Source organism: Pseudomonas sp. ESBL9 (assembly GCF_036668715.1).
GTDB classification, from domain to species: domain Bacteria; phylum Pseudomonadota; class Gammaproteobacteria; order Pseudomonadales; family Pseudomonadaceae; genus Aquipseudomonas; species Aquipseudomonas lundensis.
Window position 1 is genome coordinate 377,648 of the sequence record NZ_JAZEVV010000004.1, and the last position, 17,842, is coordinate 395,489.

Genomic DNA, 17,842 nt, shown 5'->3' on the forward strand with positions numbered 1-17,842 from the left:
TCTTATTCCAACTGGCAATAAACAAACTGCCGCAAAATGCGGCAGATTCGCAATTCAGCGAAGCGTTTACAGACGTCCCAGGTCGTTGACCAGGGCAAGTAACATCACCCCGACCACCAAACTGATACCGATCTGCATTCCCCAACCCTGCACCCGATCCGACAAGGGACGACCACGCGCCCACTCGATCAGATAAAACAACAAATGCCCCCCATCCAGTACCGGGATGGGCAACAAGTTCAGAACCCCAAGACTGATACTCAGATAAGCCAGGAAATTCAGGAAGTCCGCGACACCCGACTGGGCAGAAGCGCCCGCCACTTTAGCAATGGTTATCGGTCCACTCAAGTTTTTTACCGAGAGCTCGCCGAACAACATTTTCTTGAGTGAGTCGAGCGTCAATACGCTCATCGTCCAAGTCCGTTTGGCGCCCTCGCCGATCGCGGCGAGCGGGCCGTAACTGACCTCGCGAATCATCTCCGGCGGCCAGTCCACACCCTTGACCCCAGCCCCCAGATAACCGGTTGCGGCCTTGCCTTCACCGCGCGCCGCCAATGCCACGGGGATGTCGATCGGCACACCATCACGCTCGACGCGCAATACGATTTTCGCCTCAGGACGTACCCGCACCCAATCCACCACCTGCTGCCAGTCCTTGACCGGCTGATCGTTCATGGCCAGCAGTTTGTCACCGGTTTTAAGGCCCGCGGCCTGGGCCGGGCCTTCAGGATCAAGCTCAGCCAGTACGGCCGGCAACTCCGGACGCCATGGACGAATACCCAGCGAACTGATTGGATCAGGCTCGTTAGCCCCTTTTAACCAGTCATGCAGAACCAGCTCATGAGTCGACTCCGAAGTGCTCCCCGCCTCACGAACGGCCACGTGAATCGAACCGCTCTCGCCCAGGCGGCGCACGAGCTGCAGATTCACATTGGACCAGCCCGAAGTGGGCTCTCCATCAATCGAAACGATTTCCTGTCCGGGCACCAGACCGGCTTGCGCTGCCAGGCTACCGCTTTCGACTGCGCCAATGACCGGGCGCACTTGCTGGCTGCCCAGCATGGCCAGAATCCAGAAAAACACCATCGCCAGCATGAAATTGGCGATGGGGCCCGCTGCAACGATGGCAATGCGTTGCCCGACGGTTTTGCGATTGAAGGATTGGCCCAGCAGTTCAGCTGGCACCTCCCCTTCCCGCTCATCAAGCATTTTCACGTAGCCGCCCAACGGGATCGCTGCCACTACAAACTCAGTGCCCTGACGGTCGTGCCAGCGCAGCAAGGGCGTGCCGAACCCCACAGAGAAGCGCAGAACCTTGACGCCGCAACGGCGCGCCACCCAAAAGTGACCGAATTCATGAAAAGTGACCAACACCCCCAATGCAACCAGGGTGCCAACAATCATATAAAGCGCACTCATCTACTTTCTCCGTGATCCTGTCCGGTTACGGCAAGCAGCACTGATCAGCCCTGACGGCTCAACCATTGATCAGCCAACTCTCGCGCCCTGGCATCGGCGGCAAAGACTGCCTCTAACTCATTAACGGGCACCACTGGCTCGTTGTTTAAAACGTCTTCAATCAATTGCGCAATCTGCGGGTAGCGGATTCGCCCATCGAGGAAGGCCGCCACCGCCACTTCATTGGCCGCATTGAGCATGGCCGGCGCGCTGTCACCAGCCGCCGCCGCTTCACAGGCCAGGCGCAGACAAGGGAAGCGCTGCTCATCCGGGCGCTGGAAGTCCAGACGCGCCACGGAAAACAGATCCAGCGGCGCCACACCCGAATCGATACGCTCAGGCCACGCCAACGCATTGGCTATCGGCGTGCGCATGTCAGGATTGCCCAACTGCGCAAGCACCGACCCGTCTATGTAGTCCACCAGCGAGTGAATGACGCTTTGCGGATGAATCACCACCTCAACCTGAGCGGGCTTGGCATCGAACAGCCAGCACGCCTCGATCAGCTCAAGGCCTTTATTCATCATGCTCGCTGAGTCGACCGAGATCTTTCGCCCCATCGACCAGTTAGGGTGAGCACACGCCTGATCGGGCGTCACATGCGCCAGATCAGCCAATGGGGTTTCCCGGAAGGGCCCCCCAGAGGCGGTCAGCAGAATCCGTCGCACGCCAACCTGACTCAGCCCACGGGCGAAATCCTGCGGCAGGCACTGAAAGATCGCGTTGTGCTCACTGTCAATGGGCAGCAATACCGAACCGCTACGCCGCACCGCCTGCATGAACAGGGCGCCTGTCATGACCAGCGCTTCTTTGTTCGCCAACAGGATTTTCTTGCCCGCATTGACTGCCGACAAGGTAGGACGCAACCCGGCAGCACCGACGATGGCTGCCATGACGGCATCCACCGCGGGCGCGGAGGCGATATCACATAAACCCTGCTCGCCCACCAACACCTCGGTGTTGAGGCCCGCTGCGCGCAGATCAGCTTGCAGCTGACGCGCGGAACGCTCATCCGGAACCACTGCAACCTGAGGCGTGTGCTGAATGCACAATGCCAGCAGTTGCGCGAGACGGCTATAACCGCTCAGCCCGAACACTTGATAGCGATCCGGGTGGCGAGCAATCACATCCAGCGTACTCAGGCCAATCGAGCCGGTAGCGCCCAGCACCGTAATCTGTTGAGGACGGCTCATGATGCAGCCATCCACAGCAACACGGCGAACACGGGAATGGCGGCCGTCAAACTGTCGATACGATCGAGTACACCGCCATGCCCGGGCAGCAACTGACTGCTGTCCTTAATGCCCGCCTGACGCTTGAACATGCTTTCTGTGAGGTCGCCCACCACTGAAATCAATACGATAACGGCAGCGCCTGCCAAGGCAGCAACCATCTGAGAGGCACTCCAGCCGCGCACCACGCCGACAACAGCCGTGATCAGCAGGCTCAGCAACAAACCGCCAAAAACGCCTTCCCAGCTTTTGCCGGGGCTGACTTTAGGGGCCAGTTTGCGCTTGCCGAATTTACGCCCGGAAAAGTACGCGCCAATATCGGCGCCCCACACCAGCACCATCACCGCCATGATCAGCCAGTTACCCAGCGGCATCGCCTTGATCATCACCAGCCCTTGCCAGGCCGGTAGCAAAATCAGCAAGCCGATGACCAGCTTGACTGCAGCACTGGACCAGCGTGACGCGGAATCAGGAAACGTGAGCACCAGAAACGTCGCCAACGCCCACCACACCACCGCGGCCACCAACACCCACGGGGCAAGGTCAGGCAACAGGTGCAGACCAAACAGCAATAAGGCCACGACGAGGGCAAAACCGACACGGGCCGTTTGAGCTGTAAATCCGGCAAGGCGCGCCCATTCCCAGGCCCCGAGGGTGACGACCAGCCCGATGAAGAGCGCGAAGTTAGACCCATCAAGAAGGAAAAAGCCGCACAAAGCGATTGGCAGCAGGATAAGTGCAGTGATGATGCGTTGCTTAAGCATTAAACCCGGGCTCCAGCCTCAACCTGCTCGCTTGTTTTACCGAAGCGACGCTGGCGAGAAGCGAAATCAGCCAATGCATGACGCATGGCTTCGTGTTTGAAGTCCGGCCAGAACAGGTCGGAGAAGTACAGCTCGGAATAGGCCAACTGCCACAGCAGGAAGTTGCTGATACGGTGCTCGCCCCCTGTGCGGATACACAGGTCAGGCAACGGTAGATCGCCTGTTACCAGACAGGTTTGCAACAAGTCCGGGGTGATGTCTTCAGGCTGCAAATGACCTGCCTGAACCTCACGCGCCAGACGTTGCGCAGCCTGCGCGATGTCCCACTGCCCGCCATAATTGGCGGCAATTTGCAGGACAAAGCGCCCGCTGCCTGCGGTGATCGCCTCCGCTTCGCGCATCGCCGCTTGCAGCTCGGGATGAAAACGGGAGCGATCGCCAATGATGCGCAGGCTGATGTTGTTTTCGTTGAGACGCTTGGCCTCACGACGCAGTGCCTTGAAGAACAAATCCATCAAGGCACTGACTTCAGCCGCAGGACGCTGCCAGTTTTCGCTGGAAAACGCGAACAGGGTGAGCACTTCGACCTTGGCCTCGGCACACACCTCAATCACGGCGCGGACTGCATCCACACCCGCTTTATGCCCGGCAACACCCGGCATAAAGCGTTTTTTCGCCCAGCGATTATTGCCATCCATGATAATCGCGACATGTCGCGGCACGGATGACGACACAGCCTGCTTGGTCTTTTCCATAAAACGCCCTGACCCTTATACGGCCATCAGGTCCGCTTCTTTCTGCTTGGTAGCCGTTTCGATATCCGCGACAGCCTTGTCGGTCAGCTTCTGGATCTCGTCAGCTGCGCGACGCTCTTCGTCTTCACTGATTTCTTTCTCTTTAACCAGGTCTTTCAACTGGCTCAACGCATCACGACGGATATTACGTACCGCAATACGCGCATCTTCAGCCGCATCACGCGCCTGCTTGGCGAATACTTTACGGGTTTCTTCCGTCAGGGCTGGCATGGAGATCAGCAGCAATTCGCCCAGGTTGGTCGGATTGAGGTTCAAGCCAGCGCTTTGAATCGCCTTATCCACGGCTTGAAGCATGTTGCGCTCAAACGCCACGACCTGCAGGGTGCGAGAATCTTTAACGGTTACGTTCGCTACCTGACTAAGCGGTGTATCAGCACCGTAGTAAGGCACCATCACGCTACCCAAAATGCTTGGGTGAGCCTTGCCGGTACGAATCTGACCAAATGCATGGCTCAGCGATTCCAGCGATTTCTGCATACGCGTTTGTGCGTCTTTCTTGATTTCGTTGATCATTGTTGACCTTCCTCGATCAGAGTGCCTTCAGCGCCGCCGTGAACGATGTTGAGCAGGGCGCCGGGCTTGTTCATGTTAAAGACACGTAATGGCATCTGGTGGTCGCGGCACAGACAAATAGCTGTCAGGTCCATCACGCCCAGCTTGCGATCCAGCACTTCATCGTAAGTCAGATGATCGAACTTCTCGGCATGCGGGTCTTTGAATGGATCTGCGGTGTAAACACCGTCAACCTTGGTGGCCTTGAGTACTACGTCGGCGTCGATTTCAATGGCGCGCAAGCACGCGGCAGAATCCGTTGTGAAGAATGGATTGCCTGTACCCGCAGCAAAAATCACCACTTCCTTCGCGTTCAAGTGACGCATGGCCTTGCGACGGTCGTAATGATCCGTCACACCCACCATGGAGATGGCCGACATTACGATGGCGGAGATATTCGCACGTTCCAGCGCATCGCGCATCGCCAGGGCGTTCATCACGGTCGCGAGCATCCCCATGTGGTCGCCAGTCACGCGATCCATACCGGCAGCGCTCAATGCAGCGCCACGGAACAGATTGCCACCACCAATCACCAAACCTACCTGAACGCCGATACCCACCAACTGGCCGACTTCCAGCGCCATGCGGTCGAGCACCTTGGGGTCGATCCCGAACTCTTCAGAGCCCATCAGGGCTTCGCCGCTTAGCTTGAGTAGAATGCGTTTATAGCGAGCTTGATAACCACTGCCCTGCTGAGCCATTGCGAATCTCTCCTGCCGCGTTTTATAAAAAATCTGTGCGAGGCTGTTTTCAGCCTGCGTTTACTCTAGCTTGGCGCCGGATAACAGCACCATCGGATCGCGATTTTGTACACCGGTTCCGCCGGGCGAGGTAAAACCTTCACCCATTTGAAAAGAGGCTGCGCGCGTGAGCGGGCAGCCTCTTGGGTCGACAGTTGAAACCGTCTTATTGCTTGTTGGCTGCAGCCACTTGAGCAGCAACTTCTTCAGCGAAGTTGTCAACTGGCTTCTCGATGCCTTCGCCTACTTTGAAGTAAGTGAAGGAAACGATTTCAGCACCGGCCTTCTTGGCCAGCTCACCGACCTTGATTTCAGGGTTCTTGACGAACGCCTGCTCAACCAGGCTGGCTTCTGCCAGGAACTTGCTGATACGGCCTTTGACCATATTTTCAACAATGTTTTCTGGCTTGCCTTTGATTTTTTCTTCGTTCAGCTGCAGGAACACAGCTTTTTCGCGCTCAATTGCTTCTTCAGAAACTTCCGAAGGCAGCAGGAACTCAGGGTTGCTCGCCGCTACGTGCATGGCGATGTCACGAGCCAGCTCAGCGTTGCCGCCTTTGAGCGAAACCACAACACCGATTTTGTTGCCGTGCAGGTAAGCGTCAACCACGTCACCTTCAACACGCACCAGACGGCGAATGTTAACGTTCTCGCCTACTTTGGCAACCAGTGCTTCACGAGCAGATTCTTGAGCGGCGATCAGCGGAGCTGCGTCGGTCAGTTTGTCCGCGAATGCTTTTTCAACGCTGGCAGCCACGAAGTTTTTGAAGTCTTCTTGCAGAGCCAGGAAGTCGGTTTGCGAGTTAACTTCAAGAATAACGGCAGACTTGTTATCGTCAGCAACTTTCACTGCGATAGCGCCTTCAGCAGCAACGTTGCCTGCTTTTTTGGCGGCCTTGATGGCGCCCGAAGCACGCATGTCGTCGATGGCTTTTTCGATGTCGCCGCCAGCCTTGGTCAAGGCTTTCTTGCAATCCATCATGCCTTCGCCAGTACGCTCACGCAGTTCTTTAACCAACGCTGCAGTAATCTCTGCCATTTCAAAATTCCTCTTGGATAGGTTTTCAACCATTCCACCCGACCAAACGGGCGTTCAATTCGTATGAAGCCTGCCTCGATGCAACCCTGTGTGCCGCAATTTGATACAGCAACGACAGAGGCCTGTCCAACAAATGGATTTCGAGGTGGCAAAAAGGGGGCCAAGCCCCCTTTTTGCGTACTGAGTAAACGCTAGGCGTTTATTACTCAGCCTTCAACCGCTGCAGCTGGAGCGTCTTCGACGAAAACGTCGGTGCCGCCAGCAACGTGGTTACGGCCACGGATAACAGCGTCAGCCATCGCACCCATGTACAGCTGGATAGCGCGGATTGCGTCATCGTTGCCCGGGATGATGTAGTCAACGCCTTCCGGGCTGCTGTTGGTATCGACAACGCCGATTACCGGGATGCCCAACTTGTTAGCTTCGGTGATCGCGATACGCTCGTGGTCAACGTCGATAACGAACAGAGCGTCTGGCAGACCGCCCATGTCCTTGATACCACCCAGGCTACGATCCAGCTTTTCCAGATCGCGAGTGCGCATCAGCGCCTCTTTCTTGGTCAGCTTGGCGAAAGTACCGTCTTCTGCCTGCACTTCAAGGTCACGCAGACGCTTGATGGAAGCACGGATGGTTTTGAAGTTGGTGAGCATGCCGCCCAACCAGCGGTGATCCACGTACGGCGAACCGCAACGTGCTGCTTCTTCAGCAACGATCTTGCCAGCGGAACGCTTGGTGCCGACGAACAGAATCTTGTTTTTGCCCTGGGCCAGACGCTCTACGAAAGTCAGAGCTTCGTTGAACATTGGCAGGGTTTTTTCAAGGTTGATGATGTGAATCTTGTTACGCGCGCCAAAGATGTATTTACCCATCTTCGGGTTCCAGTAACGGGTTTGGTGACCGAAGTGCACACCGGCCTTCAGCATATCGCGCATAGTGACTTGGGACATGATAGTTCCTTAGTAAGTCGGGTTAGGCCTCCACGTATCCCAATGACCAACCAGCAGCTTCGAGCTGAAGGCACCCAGGTCATCGTGTCGACACGTGTGTGGGTTTGTGCTCACCGGGCTATACCCGGAAAGCGGCGCATTTTATAACACAAGACGGCCAAAAAACGAAACACGGATTCTGACTTTCTTCCACGCGCTTTTGCGCAAGCCGCGCAATAGCGCCAGAATGCCCCTTTCTATTAAGAGAAGCGATGGCGCAAGGCTCATGATTAACGCCGACCGTCTGTTAGAATCGCGTTTTTTTCGCGGTGCGCGACGCCAGCCGTCACTTCGCACCTGCAATTCCGTTGATGAGCGCTAACGCGCAAAGAGAGCCTGTATGACCGTCACCCTCAAAACCCCCGAGGACATCGCAAAGATGCGCGTCGCCGGCAAACTGGCCGCCGAAGTCCTGGAAATGATCGCCGAGCACGTCAAGCCCGGCGTCACCACCGAAGAGCTCGACCGCATTTGCCACGACTACATTGTCAATGTGCAAAAGGCCATCCCGGCCCCGCTCAATTACAAAGGTTTCCCGAAGTCGATCTGCACCTCGGTCAACCACGTTGTCTGCCACGGCATTCCGGGCGACAAGGCCCTGAAAGACGGCGACACCCTGAACATCGACGTCACGGTGATCAAGGATGGCTACCACGGCGACACCAGCCGCATGTTCCACATCGGCAAAGTGCCGGTCTGGGCCGAGCGCCTGTCGCAAGTGACCCAGGAATGCATGTACAAAGCCATCGAAATCGTCAAACCGGGCTGCCGCCTGGGTGACATCGGCGAAGTCATCCAGAAGCACGCCGAAAAGAACGGGTTTTCCGTCGTGCGCGAGTTCTGCGGCCACGGCATCGGCAAGGTATTCCACGAAGAGCCGCAGATCCTGCACTACGGCCGCGCCGGCACCGGCATGGAACTCAAGGCCGGCATGACCTTCACCATCGAGCCGATGATCAACCAGGGCAAGGCAGACACCAAAGTACTGGGTGATGGCTGGACCGCAATCACCAAGGACCGCAAGCTGTCGGCACAGTGGGAGCACACCCTGCTGGTTACCGAGACGGGCTACGAGATTTTCACCCTGCGCAGCGATGACACCATCCCCCGCGTTTCGGCCTGATGTTTGCAGTCGCTTCTTTTCAGATAGCCACAACCCAGCCATAGGAAAGCCAATCGATGCCGCAGGTGGATCCCGAACTTTTTGACCGTGGCCAGTTCCAGGCCGAGCTGGCCTTAAAAGCCAGCCCCATTGCCGCATTCAAAAAGGCGATCCGCCAGGCACGTGAAGTGCTCGACGACCGTTTTCGCAAAGGGCGCGACATTCGTCGCCTGATCGAAGATCGCGCCTGGTTCGTCGACTGCATCCTGAATCAGGCCTGGGACCAGTTCAGCTGGAGCACCGACGCCGACATCGCCCTCGTGGCCGTGGGCGGCTACGGCCGTGGCGAGCTGCACCCCTACTCCGACATTGACCTGCTTATCCTGCTGGATAACGCCGATCACGAAATTTTTCGCGACTCCATTGAGCGCTTTCTGACATTACTTTGGGACATTGGTCTGGAAGTCGGTCAAAGCGTGCGCTCGGTGGACGAGTGTGCCGAGCAGGCCCGGGGCGACCTGACCATCATCACCAACCTGATGGAAAGCCGCACCGTGGCGGGCCCTGAACATCTGCGCCAGCGCATGCTGGATGTCACCAGCACCGCGCACATGTGGCCCAGCAAGGATTTCTTCCTGGCCAAGCATGCCGAACAGAAAGCCCGGCACCACAAATACAACGACACCGAATACAACTTGGAGCCCAACGTCAAAGGCTCACCCGGCAGCCTGCGCGATATCCAGACCATCTTGTGGGTAGCGCGACGCCAATACGGCACCCTGAGCCTGCGCGCACTGGCCGGACAGGGGTTTCTGGTGGAGAGCGAGCACGCCCTGCTCGCCTCCTCCCAGGAGTTTTTGTGGAAGGTTCGCTATGCCCTGCACATGCTGGCCGGGCGCGCCGAAGATCGCCTGCTGTTCGACCATCAACGCAGCATCGCTGAACTGCTGGGTTTCACCGGTGATGACACCAAGCACCTGATCGAAAACTTCATGCAACAGTATTACCGGGTGGTCATGAGCATCGCGCAGCTCAGCGACCTGATCATCCAGCACTTCGAAGAGGTGATCCTCGCCCCCGAAGACGAAGCGCCACCCGCCCCGATCAACTCCCGCTTCCAGTTGCACGACGGCTACATCGAAGCCACCAGCGACAACGTGTTCAAACGCACACCGTTCGCCATGCTGGAAATCTTCCTGCTGATGGCCCAGCGCCCGGAAATCAAGGGCGTGCGCGCCGATACGATTCGCCTGCTGCGTGAGCATCGTTACCTGATCGACGACGATTTCCGTAACGACATCCGTAACACCAGCCTGTTTATCGAGTTGTTCAAATGCAAAATCGGCATTCACCGCAACCTGCGCCGAATGAACCGCTACGGCATTCTCGGGCGCTATTTGCCTGAATTCGGCTTTATCGTCGGCCAGATGCAGCACGATCTGTTCCACATCTACACCGTCGACGCCCACACGCTGAACCTGATCAAGCACCTGCGCAAATTGCAGTACACCCAGGTGTCGGACAAATTTCCGCTGGCCAGCAAATTGATGGCCAAGCTGCCGAAACCGGAACTCATTTACCTGGCAGGCCTTTACCACGACATCGGCAAAGGCCGCCATGGCGACCATTCCGAGATTGGCGCCGTGGATGCCGAAGCGTTTTGCATCCGTCATCAACTGCCCCAGTGGGACACGCGCCTGATCGTGTGGCTGGTCCAAAACCACTTGGTGATGTCGACCACCGCCCAACGCAAAGACCTGTCCGACCCGCAAGTCATCCACGATTTCGCCCAGACAGTCATCGATGAAACCCACCTTGACTACCTGTATGTCCTGACCGTGGCCGACATCAACGCGACCAATCCGACCCTATGGAATTCGTGGCGAGCCAGCCTGTTGCGCCAGCTCTATACCGAGACCAAGCGCGCCCTGCGTCGCGGGCTGGAAAACCCTGTCGACCGCGAAGAGCAAATCCGCCAGACCCAAAGCGCGGCCCTCGACACGCTGGTGCGCAACGGCAACGATCAAGACGATGTCGAGCAGCTCTGGTCGCAGCTGGGGGATGACTACTTTCTGCGCCACACCTCCTCCGATGTGGCGTGGCACACCGAGGCCATCCTGCAACAGCCGGCCGACGGCGGCCCGCTGGTGCTGATCAAGGAAACCACCCAGCGCGACTTCGAAGGCGGCACGCAGATTTTCATCTACGCCCCCGATCAACACGACTTCTTCGCCGTGACAGTGGCGGCAATGGACCAGCTCAACCTGAACATCCACGACGCGCGCATCATCACGTCCAGCAGCCAGTTCACCCTCGACACCTACATCGTGCTCGATAACGATGGCGACTCGATTGGCAACAACCCCGAGCGCATCGAAAAGATCCGCAAGGGCCTGACCGAAGCCCTGCGCAACCCGGATGACTACCCGACCATCATCCAGCGCCGCGTGCCGCGCCAGCTCAAGCACTTCGCCTTTGCGCCACAGGTCACGATCCATAACGATGCACAACGCCCCGTAACGGTGCTCGAACTCAGCGCACCCGACCGCCCCGGCCTGCTGGCCCGCATTGGCATGATCTTCCTGGAATTCGATCTTTCGCTGCAAAACGCCAAGATCGCGACGTTAGGCGAGCGCGTCGAAGACGTTTTTTTCATTACCGATGAAAACAACCAACCCTTGTCTGACCCCCAACTGTGCATACGCCTGCAGGAAGCAATCGTGGAGCAATTAACGGTCAATAAAGATTCCGCCCCAGAACCGTGGCGCCTGAGCATTTAAGCGCCGCCGAGTGAGATCCGCACCCGATGAACAACGCTCTGAACCAGTTGCAGCCTTACCCGTTCGAAAAATTGCGTGCCTTGCTGGGCAGCGTGCAGCCCAATGCCGACAAACGCCCGATTGCGCTGTCGATTGGCGAGCCCAAGCACCGCTCCCCCGATTTCGTGGCCAAAGCCCTGGCCGACAACCTCGACCAGATGGCGGTCTACCCGACCACGCTGGGCATCCCGGCCCTGCGTGAGTCCATTGCCCACTGGGCCGAGCGCCGTTTCAACGTGCCTGCGGGCTGGCTCGACCCGGCGCGTAACATCCTCCCGGTCAACGGCACCCGTGAAGCGCTGTTTGCCTTCACTCAAACCGTGGTCAACCGTGGCGACGACGCGCTGGTCATCAGCCCGAACCCGTTCTACCAAATCTACGAAGGCGCGGCCTTGCTCGCCGGGGCCACGCCGCACTACCTGCCATGCCTGGCTGAACACGGCTTCAACCCCGATTTCGACGCTGTCCCGGCCGACACGTGGCAGCGCTGCCAGATCCTGTTCCTGTGCTCGCCGGGCAATCCGACAGGCGCCCTGATCCCGCTTGAAACCCTGAAAAAGCTGATTGCGCTGGCCGACGAACACGACTTCGTGATTGCCGCCGATGAGTGCTACAGCGAACTCTATTTCGACGAAACCACCCCGCCCGTCGGCCTGCTCAGCGCCTGCGTAGCCTTGGGCCGCGAGGATTTCAAACGGTGCGTGGTGTTCCACAGCCTGTCCAAGCGCTCGAACCTGCCAGGGCTGCGGTCCGGCTTCGTTGCCGGTGATGCCGACATCCTCAAGGCCTTCTTGCTCTACCGCACCTACCACGGCTGCGCCATGCCTGTTCAAACCCAACTGGCCAGCATTGCCGCCTGGAACGATGAAGCCCACGTGCGCACCAACCGCGACCTGTACCGCGAGAAGTTTGACGCGGTGCTGGAGATTCTGAGCCCGGTCATGGATGTACAACGCCCGGATGGCGGCTTTTATCTATGGCCGAATGTGAAAGGTGACGACGCCGCTTTCTGCCGCGACCTGTTTGCCGAAGAACACGTGACTGTGGTGCCGGGCTCGTACCTGTCACGTGAAGTCGATGGTTTCAACCCGGGCGCGGGCCGCGTGCGCATGGCGCTGGTCGCCCCCCTGGCTGAATGCGTGGAAGCCGCAGGGCGGATTCGCGCGTTTATTGAACGCCGCACATAACCCCTGAAGGTGCAGGAGCGAGCACGCTCGCGCCTGCACACCGGCACGCACCGCGTTACTTCACTGTGCCCAGATTGGCTTCACTCAAGTCCAGATCGCGCAGGATTTCGCTGAGCACGTCATCGCCAATTTCGTGATGTCGACGCAGGCTGTAGAGCTCCAGGCGCTGTGCCCTGAGCGCTTTGAGGCGCAGGCGGCCTTCCAGTTCATCCATCTTCGATGCCAATGCCTGCGCTTCTGCAGAATCATTGAACACGTCAAGTTGATGCCGGTATTCAGACATGATCCGCGCCTTCAGCTCTGCGGCCAACGCCGCTTGGGCAGCGTCCGGCGGATGGTCTGGGTCAATCACCTCCTCGGTCTCCAGCGCATGGATGGCAGCCTCCGCCGTACGGCGCCAGGCTTCACGCACTTCAGTGCGCATCGCGTCATCCGAGCTTTGGGCGATGCCGCGCAACAATAACGGCAAGGCAATACAAGCCACGATCAACGACAGCAAGATCACCCCGGCCGCAATAAAGATCAGCAGCTCACGCTCGGGAAAATCAAGCCCTTCATTGAGCAACAAGGGAATCGACATCACGCCCGCCAGCGTCACTGCCCCGCGCACACCGCCCACGGTCAGAATCCAGCAGGAACGGGCCGTCGGCACCATGGTCAGTTCTTGCTTGCCGCGCCAGCGCCGCCATACGCCAGACAAGCGCCAGATGCTCTGCACCCAGATAAAGCGCAGTGCGATCAAGACTAGGAAGATCACCACCACATCCAGGATGCGATACATCAGCGTGGGCCAGAGGTGGGTTTCCAGCCTGACAACCGCCTTGATGATGTCAGGCAGTTGCAGCCCCAACAGCAAAAAGATCAGCCCGTTGAACGCAAATTCCAATAAGCCCCAGACGCTGCGGTTCAGCAAACGGGTACTGGTTTGACGCGGCAACAGGTCCAGCCAGCTCTGCATCATCCCCGCGGCCACGGCCGACAAAATCCCGGACGCGCCCAGACGTTCGGCCAGTACGTAAGCGGCGAAAGGCAGCAGCAACATGAACACAACGTGCGTTGCCGGGTCGTCCCAACCGCGAGCGATCATCCACGAGCGCATGCGCCCGACCACCCAGCTCAACGCCACACCAATGGCCAAGCCGCCACAGGCCACCAACAGGAAGGTGACGCTGGCATTGGCCAACGAAAAAACGCCCGTGATCGCTGCCGCCAACGCGAATTTGAACGTCACCAGGCCCGTCGCGTCATTCATCAACGCTTCCCCTTGCAACATATGCATCAAGGGCGCCGGTAAACGGTTTTGCGCAATGGCTGAGACCGCCACGGCGTCGGTCGGCGACAGGACGGCAGCCAGCGCGAAGGCAACGGGTAAAGGAATGGTCGGCAGCAACCAGTGAATGAAATAACCCGCGCCCACCACCGTAAATAACACCAGACCGACGGCCAGCGTCAGGATCGGCCCCTTAAGGCGCCAGAATTCTCGCTTAGGGATGCGCCAGCCATCCGAAAACAGCAACGGTGGCAAGAACAGAAACAGGAACAGTTCAGGGTCCAGCGCCACGTGCAGTCCCAGAGTAGGCCAGGCCAGCAAGGCGCCCGCGGCGATTTGCACCAAGGGCAGCGGCAACGGAATCAAACGCCCCAACAGACGCGAGACCCCGACCAGCATCAGCAGGATGAGGACGGTATAGGCGGTTTGCATATCAGCAAGGTTCCCGGACACGCCGCTTTAATCAGAACGGCTTTAAACTAAACATAAGTAGCAACACTTTTCCATCAAGGGCCATAGTAGCCTTTAACCACTCACTCTGACCGCTGAACAAAAGTCGCAATGGCGTGATGACATGTCACAACACTGTGGCAACCTCTACGGCTGGCGCATCCGGCGCGCCGGTCGTGGCATAATCCGCGACCGCTCATTTTCAGCATCTCCAAAGGAGGGGCAATTTCCGTGACCGACTCGAGCAAGACGTTGCACCTTTTTGGCATTAAAGCCTGCGACACCATGAAAAAGGCTCGCACCTGGCTGGATGAACATGGGGTGCCTTACGATTTTCACGACTACAAAAGCAGCGGCATCGACCGCGATCACCTGAACCAGTGGTGCAACGAACACGGCTGGCAAGTGGTGCTCAACCGGGCCGGAACAACCTTTCGCAAACTCGACGACGAACACAAAGCCGATCTCGACCAAGCCAAAGCCGTTGAACTGATGCTCGCCCAACCCTCGATGATCAAGCGCCCGGTGCTCGATCTCGGTGACAAAACCCTGATTGGCTTCAAGCCAGATCTTTATGCGGCGGCCCTTCTTCAAAAGGCTTAAAGGCCATGGTTCCGCCCATTTATTTTTGTAAGAGGTAATTGCATGTCTACTACCCTGTTCAGCGCAGCCTTCGGCGTCGGCACCCAAAACCGTCAAGGCGCATGGCTGGAAGTGTTCTACGCACAGCCCCTGCTCAACCCGTCGGCCGAGCTGATCGCAGCCATCGCCCCGATTCTGGGTTACACCGGCGGCAATCAGGCAATCACCTTCACCACGGCTCAAGCCGCACAGATGGCCGAAGCCGCCAAACCTGTGGACGCGGCCCAGGCTGCCCTGCTGACCCGTCTGGCTGAAAGCCACAAGCCGCTGGTTGCCACATTGCTGGCAGAAGACGCCGCCCTGACGTCCACCCCCGAGGCGTACCTCAAGCTGCACCTGTTGTCGCACCGTCTGGTCAAGCCCCACGGCCTGAGCCTGGCGGGCGTGTTCCCGCTGCTGCCAAACGTGGCCTGGACCAGCCAGGGCGCCATCGACCTGAGCGAACTGGCCGAGCGTCAACTCGAAGCCCGCCTGCGTGGCGAACTGCTGGAAGTGTTCTCGGTCGACAAATTCCCGAAAATGACCGACTACGTGGTCCCGGCTGGCGTGCGCATCGCCGACGCAGCTCGCCTGCGTCTGGGTGCTTACATCGGCGAAGGCACCACCGTGATGCACGAAGGTTTTGTCAACTTCAACGCAGGCACTGAAGGCCCGGGCATGATCGAAGGCCGTGTCTCGGCGGGCGTGTTTGTCGGCAAGGGCTCTGACCTGGGCGGCGGCTGCTCGACCATGGGCACCCTGTCGGGCGGCGGCAACATCGTGATCAAGGTGGGCGAAGGCTGCCTGATCGGCGCCAACGCCGGTATCGGCATCCCGCTGGGCGACCGTAACACCGTGGAGTCGGGCCTGTACGTGACCGCTGGCACCAAAGTGGCCCTGCTGGACGAAAACAACCAGCTGGTCAAAGTGGTCAAGGCTCGCGAGCTGGCCGGTCAACCTGACCTGCTGTTCCGTCGCAACTCCGAAACCGGCGCCGTGGAATGCAAAACCCACAAGTCGGCCATCGAGCTGAACGAAGCCCTGCACGCTCACAACTAAGCGTCTGTCTGCCACTGACGGGGCCGGCTTCCGGCCTCGTCAACTGAGCCCTGAACACCATGCTTTTGCCTTCTCCCTGGCGTGCGGACTTTCCGGCCATCGCCGCTTTGCAACGTCAGGACCAGACCTATCTGGACAACGCTGCTACCACACAAAAACCCCAGGCCCTGCTTGACGCACTGACGCATTACTACGCCAGTGGCGCCGCCAATGTGCATCGGGCCCAACATTTACCGGGCGCCCACGCCACTCAGGCGTTCGAACACAGCCGCACAAAAGTCGCTCACTGGCTCAACGCCGGCGACTGCGGCACCGTGGTTTTCACCCACGGCGCCACCTCGGCACTCAACCTGCTGGCCTATGGGCTGGAGCACCACTTTACGGCGGGCGATGAAATCGTCATCAGCGCCCTTGAACACCACGCCAATCTGCTGCCCTGGCAACAGCTGGCCCAGCGGCAACACCTGAAACTGGTGATTCTGCCGCTTGACGACGACGGCCTCATTGACCTGCACGCCGCCGCCAAACTCATCACCCCGCGCACCCGTCTGCTGGCCGTGAGTCAGTTGTCGAACGTCCTCGGCGTCTGGCAACCCTTGCCCGCCTTGCTGTCCCTGGCCAAGGCACAGAATGCGCTGACCGTGGTCGATGGCGCACAGGGCGTGGTTCATGGTCGCCACGACGTGCAGGCGCTGGGGTGCGACTTCTACGTGTTCTCCAGTCATAAGCTCTATGGCCCGGACGGGCTGGGCGTGCTGTTCGGGCGCCATGAAGCCTTGGCCCGCCTGCGGCACTGGCAATTGGGGGGAGAGATGGTGCAAGACGCCGACTACCACCACGCAACCTTCCGCCCGGCGCCCCTGGGTTTTGAAGCGGGCACCCCGCCGATTGCCAGCGTGATCGGCCTGGGCGCGACCTTGAGCTATCTGGCGAGCCTGGATGCGCGGGCCGTTGAGGCTCACGAAGCGGCCTTGCACGCCCTGCTGGTCGAAGGCTTGAAGCAGCGCGAGGGCGTTCGCCTGCTGGGCAAGCCGCAACTGGCCCTGGTGAGCTTTGTCGTCGATGGCGTACACAACGCCGACCTGGCGCATTTGCTCACAGAACAAGGCATAGCCGTTCGCGCTGGCCATCATTGCGCAATGCCCCTTCTTAAAGGCATGGGCTTGGCAGGCGCCATTCGCGTGTCCTTGGCGCTGTACAACGACTCTGAAGACCTTGAGAGATTCTTCGTCGCGCTCGACCAGGCGTTGGAGTTACTGCGATGACCTTACCCACAGAGGCGCAAGCAGCGCTCGACAGTTTTGAACAGTGCTCAGGCTGGGAGCAGCGCGCCCGCTTGCTGATGCAATGGGGCCAGCGCATGCCGGCGCTGGATGAGCACGCCAGGACCGATGCGAATCGGGTACACGGCTGTGAAAGCCTGGTGTGGCTGGTCGCAGAGCTCAAAGACGGTCGCTGGCAGTTTGCCGCCAGCAGCGATGCTCGCTTGATTCGCGGGCTGGTTGCTTTACTGCTGGCGCGGGTAAACGGTTTAGCGACCGAAGAACTCCAGCAGGTGGATTTACCGGCGTGGTTCGAACAGTTGGGGCTCAGCCGCCAACTGTCTGCCTCCCGCAGCAATGGCCTGAACGCCGTGTTGCAGCGGATGCGTGAACTGGCGCTCGGTTAACGGTCAGGCGGCCGGCTTATCTGAATTGACGCACTCACCTGCCTCGCTCGACGGGAGCGGGTCTGGCTGAGCACGTGGC

Annotated in this window: 16 protein-coding genes; 7 read left to right on the forward strand and 9 right to left on the reverse strand. The window is 58.9% G+C overall.

The window, feature by feature from the left end; all coding sequences use genetic code 11:
* Positions 1-66: 66 nt before the first annotated feature.
* The 8 genes from rseP to rpsB all read right to left on the reverse strand — a co-directional run bounded on the left by rseP (position 67) and on the right by rpsB (position 7,547).
* Positions 67-1,419, reverse strand: a complete 1,353-nt coding sequence (gene rseP / locus V6F78_RS14130; protein ID WP_047277200.1) for a sigma E protease regulator RseP — start codon at positions 1,417-1,419, stop codon at positions 67-69.
* Positions 1,420-1,463: 44 nt separating this feature from the next.
* A complete protein-coding gene (gene ispC / locus V6F78_RS14135) occupies positions 1,464-2,651 on the reverse strand; it encodes a 1-deoxy-D-xylulose-5-phosphate reductoisomerase (RefSeq protein WP_047295118.1) in 1,188 nt (395 codons plus the stop codon).
* On the reverse strand, positions 2,648-3,454 hold the full coding sequence (locus tag V6F78_RS14140) for a phosphatidate cytidylyltransferase (RefSeq protein WP_047277204.1): 807 nt from the start codon (positions 3,452-3,454) through the stop codon (positions 2,648-2,650). The genes ispC and V6F78_RS14140 overlap by 4 nt, the downstream gene beginning before the upstream one ends.
* Complete coding sequence (gene uppS, locus V6F78_RS14145) at positions 3,454-4,209, reverse strand: polyprenyl diphosphate synthase (RefSeq protein WP_047277206.1); 756 nt, start codon at positions 4,207-4,209, stop codon at positions 3,454-3,456. The genes V6F78_RS14140 and uppS overlap by 1 nt, the downstream gene beginning before the upstream one ends.
* Before the next feature lie 15 nt (positions 4,210-4,224).
* Entirely contained in the window at positions 4,225-4,782 is a 558-nt protein-coding gene (gene frr / locus V6F78_RS14150) for a ribosome recycling factor (RefSeq protein ID WP_047277208.1), read from the reverse strand.
* On the reverse strand, positions 4,779-5,522 hold the full coding sequence (gene pyrH, locus V6F78_RS14155; RefSeq protein WP_047277210.1) for a UMP kinase: 744 nt from the start codon (positions 5,520-5,522) through the stop codon (positions 4,779-4,781). The genes frr and pyrH overlap by 4 nt, the downstream gene beginning before the upstream one ends.
* 205 nt (positions 5,523-5,727) lie before the next feature.
* Complete coding sequence (tsf, locus tag V6F78_RS14160) at positions 5,728-6,600, reverse strand: translation elongation factor Ts (RefSeq protein ID WP_047277212.1); 873 nt, start codon at positions 6,598-6,600, stop codon at positions 5,728-5,730.
* A gap of 206 nt (positions 6,601-6,806) precedes the next feature.
* The gene (gene rpsB, locus V6F78_RS14165) at positions 6,807-7,547 is read right to left on the reverse strand and encodes a 30S ribosomal protein S2 (protein ID WP_047277214.1); all 741 of its coding nucleotides are present in this window, start codon (positions 7,545-7,547) and stop codon (positions 6,807-6,809) included.
* Between the two features lie 379 nt (positions 7,548-7,926).
* On the opposite strand from rpsB, the gene map reads away from it, so the two are divergent.
* Genes map through dapC form a run of 3 tightly spaced genes read left to right on the forward strand, consistent with a single transcriptional unit; the run spans position 7,927 to position 12,694 of the window.
* Positions 7,927-8,709 carry a type I methionyl aminopeptidase gene (gene map / locus V6F78_RS14170; RefSeq protein WP_047278267.1) on the forward strand — a complete coding sequence of 261 codons (783 nt, stop codon included), beginning with the start codon at positions 7,927-7,929 and terminating at the stop codon, positions 8,707-8,709.
* A 56-nt stretch (positions 8,710-8,765) separates the two neighbouring features.
* Positions 8,766-11,468, forward strand: coding sequence for a [protein-PII] uridylyltransferase (locus V6F78_RS14175; protein WP_332727585.1), 2,703 nt, complete (start codon positions 8,766-8,768; stop codon positions 11,466-11,468).
* A 26-nt stretch (positions 11,469-11,494) separates the two neighbouring features.
* Positions 11,495-12,694 (forward strand): succinyldiaminopimelate transaminase, encoded by a 1,200-nt coding sequence (gene dapC / locus V6F78_RS14180; RefSeq protein WP_048376659.1) that lies wholly within the window; start codon positions 11,495-11,497, stop codon positions 12,692-12,694.
* A 55-nt stretch (positions 12,695-12,749) separates the two neighbouring features.
* Here the strand turns inward: dapC and V6F78_RS14185 are convergent, their stop codons facing one another.
* On the reverse strand, positions 12,750-14,396 hold the full coding sequence (locus V6F78_RS14185; protein ID WP_047295123.1) for a Na+/H+ antiporter: 1,647 nt from the start codon (positions 14,394-14,396) through the stop codon (positions 12,750-12,752).
* Between the two features lie 249 nt (positions 14,397-14,645).
* On the opposite strand from V6F78_RS14185, the gene V6F78_RS14190 reads away from it, so the two are divergent.
* The 4 genes from V6F78_RS14190 to V6F78_RS14205 are packed head-to-tail and all read left to right on the forward strand — an operon-like array spanning position 14,646 to position 17,763.
* A complete protein-coding gene (locus V6F78_RS14190) occupies positions 14,646-15,017 on the forward strand; it encodes an ArsC family reductase (RefSeq protein WP_047278272.1) in 372 nt (123 codons plus the stop codon).
* 42 nt (positions 15,018-15,059) lie between these two features.
* Entirely contained in the window at positions 15,060-16,094 is a 1,035-nt protein-coding gene (gene dapD / locus V6F78_RS14195) for a 2,3,4,5-tetrahydropyridine-2,6-dicarboxylate N-succinyltransferase (RefSeq protein ID WP_047277225.1), read from the forward strand.
* Between the two features lie 59 nt (positions 16,095-16,153).
* Positions 16,154-17,359, forward strand: a complete 1,206-nt coding sequence (locus tag V6F78_RS14200) for an aminotransferase class V-fold PLP-dependent enzyme (protein ID WP_332727588.1) — start codon at positions 16,154-16,156, stop codon at positions 17,357-17,359.
* On the forward strand, positions 17,356-17,763 hold the full coding sequence (locus tag V6F78_RS14205) for a SufE family protein (RefSeq protein WP_047295128.1): 408 nt from the start codon (positions 17,356-17,358) through the stop codon (positions 17,761-17,763). Before V6F78_RS14200 ends, V6F78_RS14205 begins: the two co-directional genes overlap by 4 nt.
* The last annotated feature ends 79 nt before the right edge of the window (positions 17,764-17,842 follow it).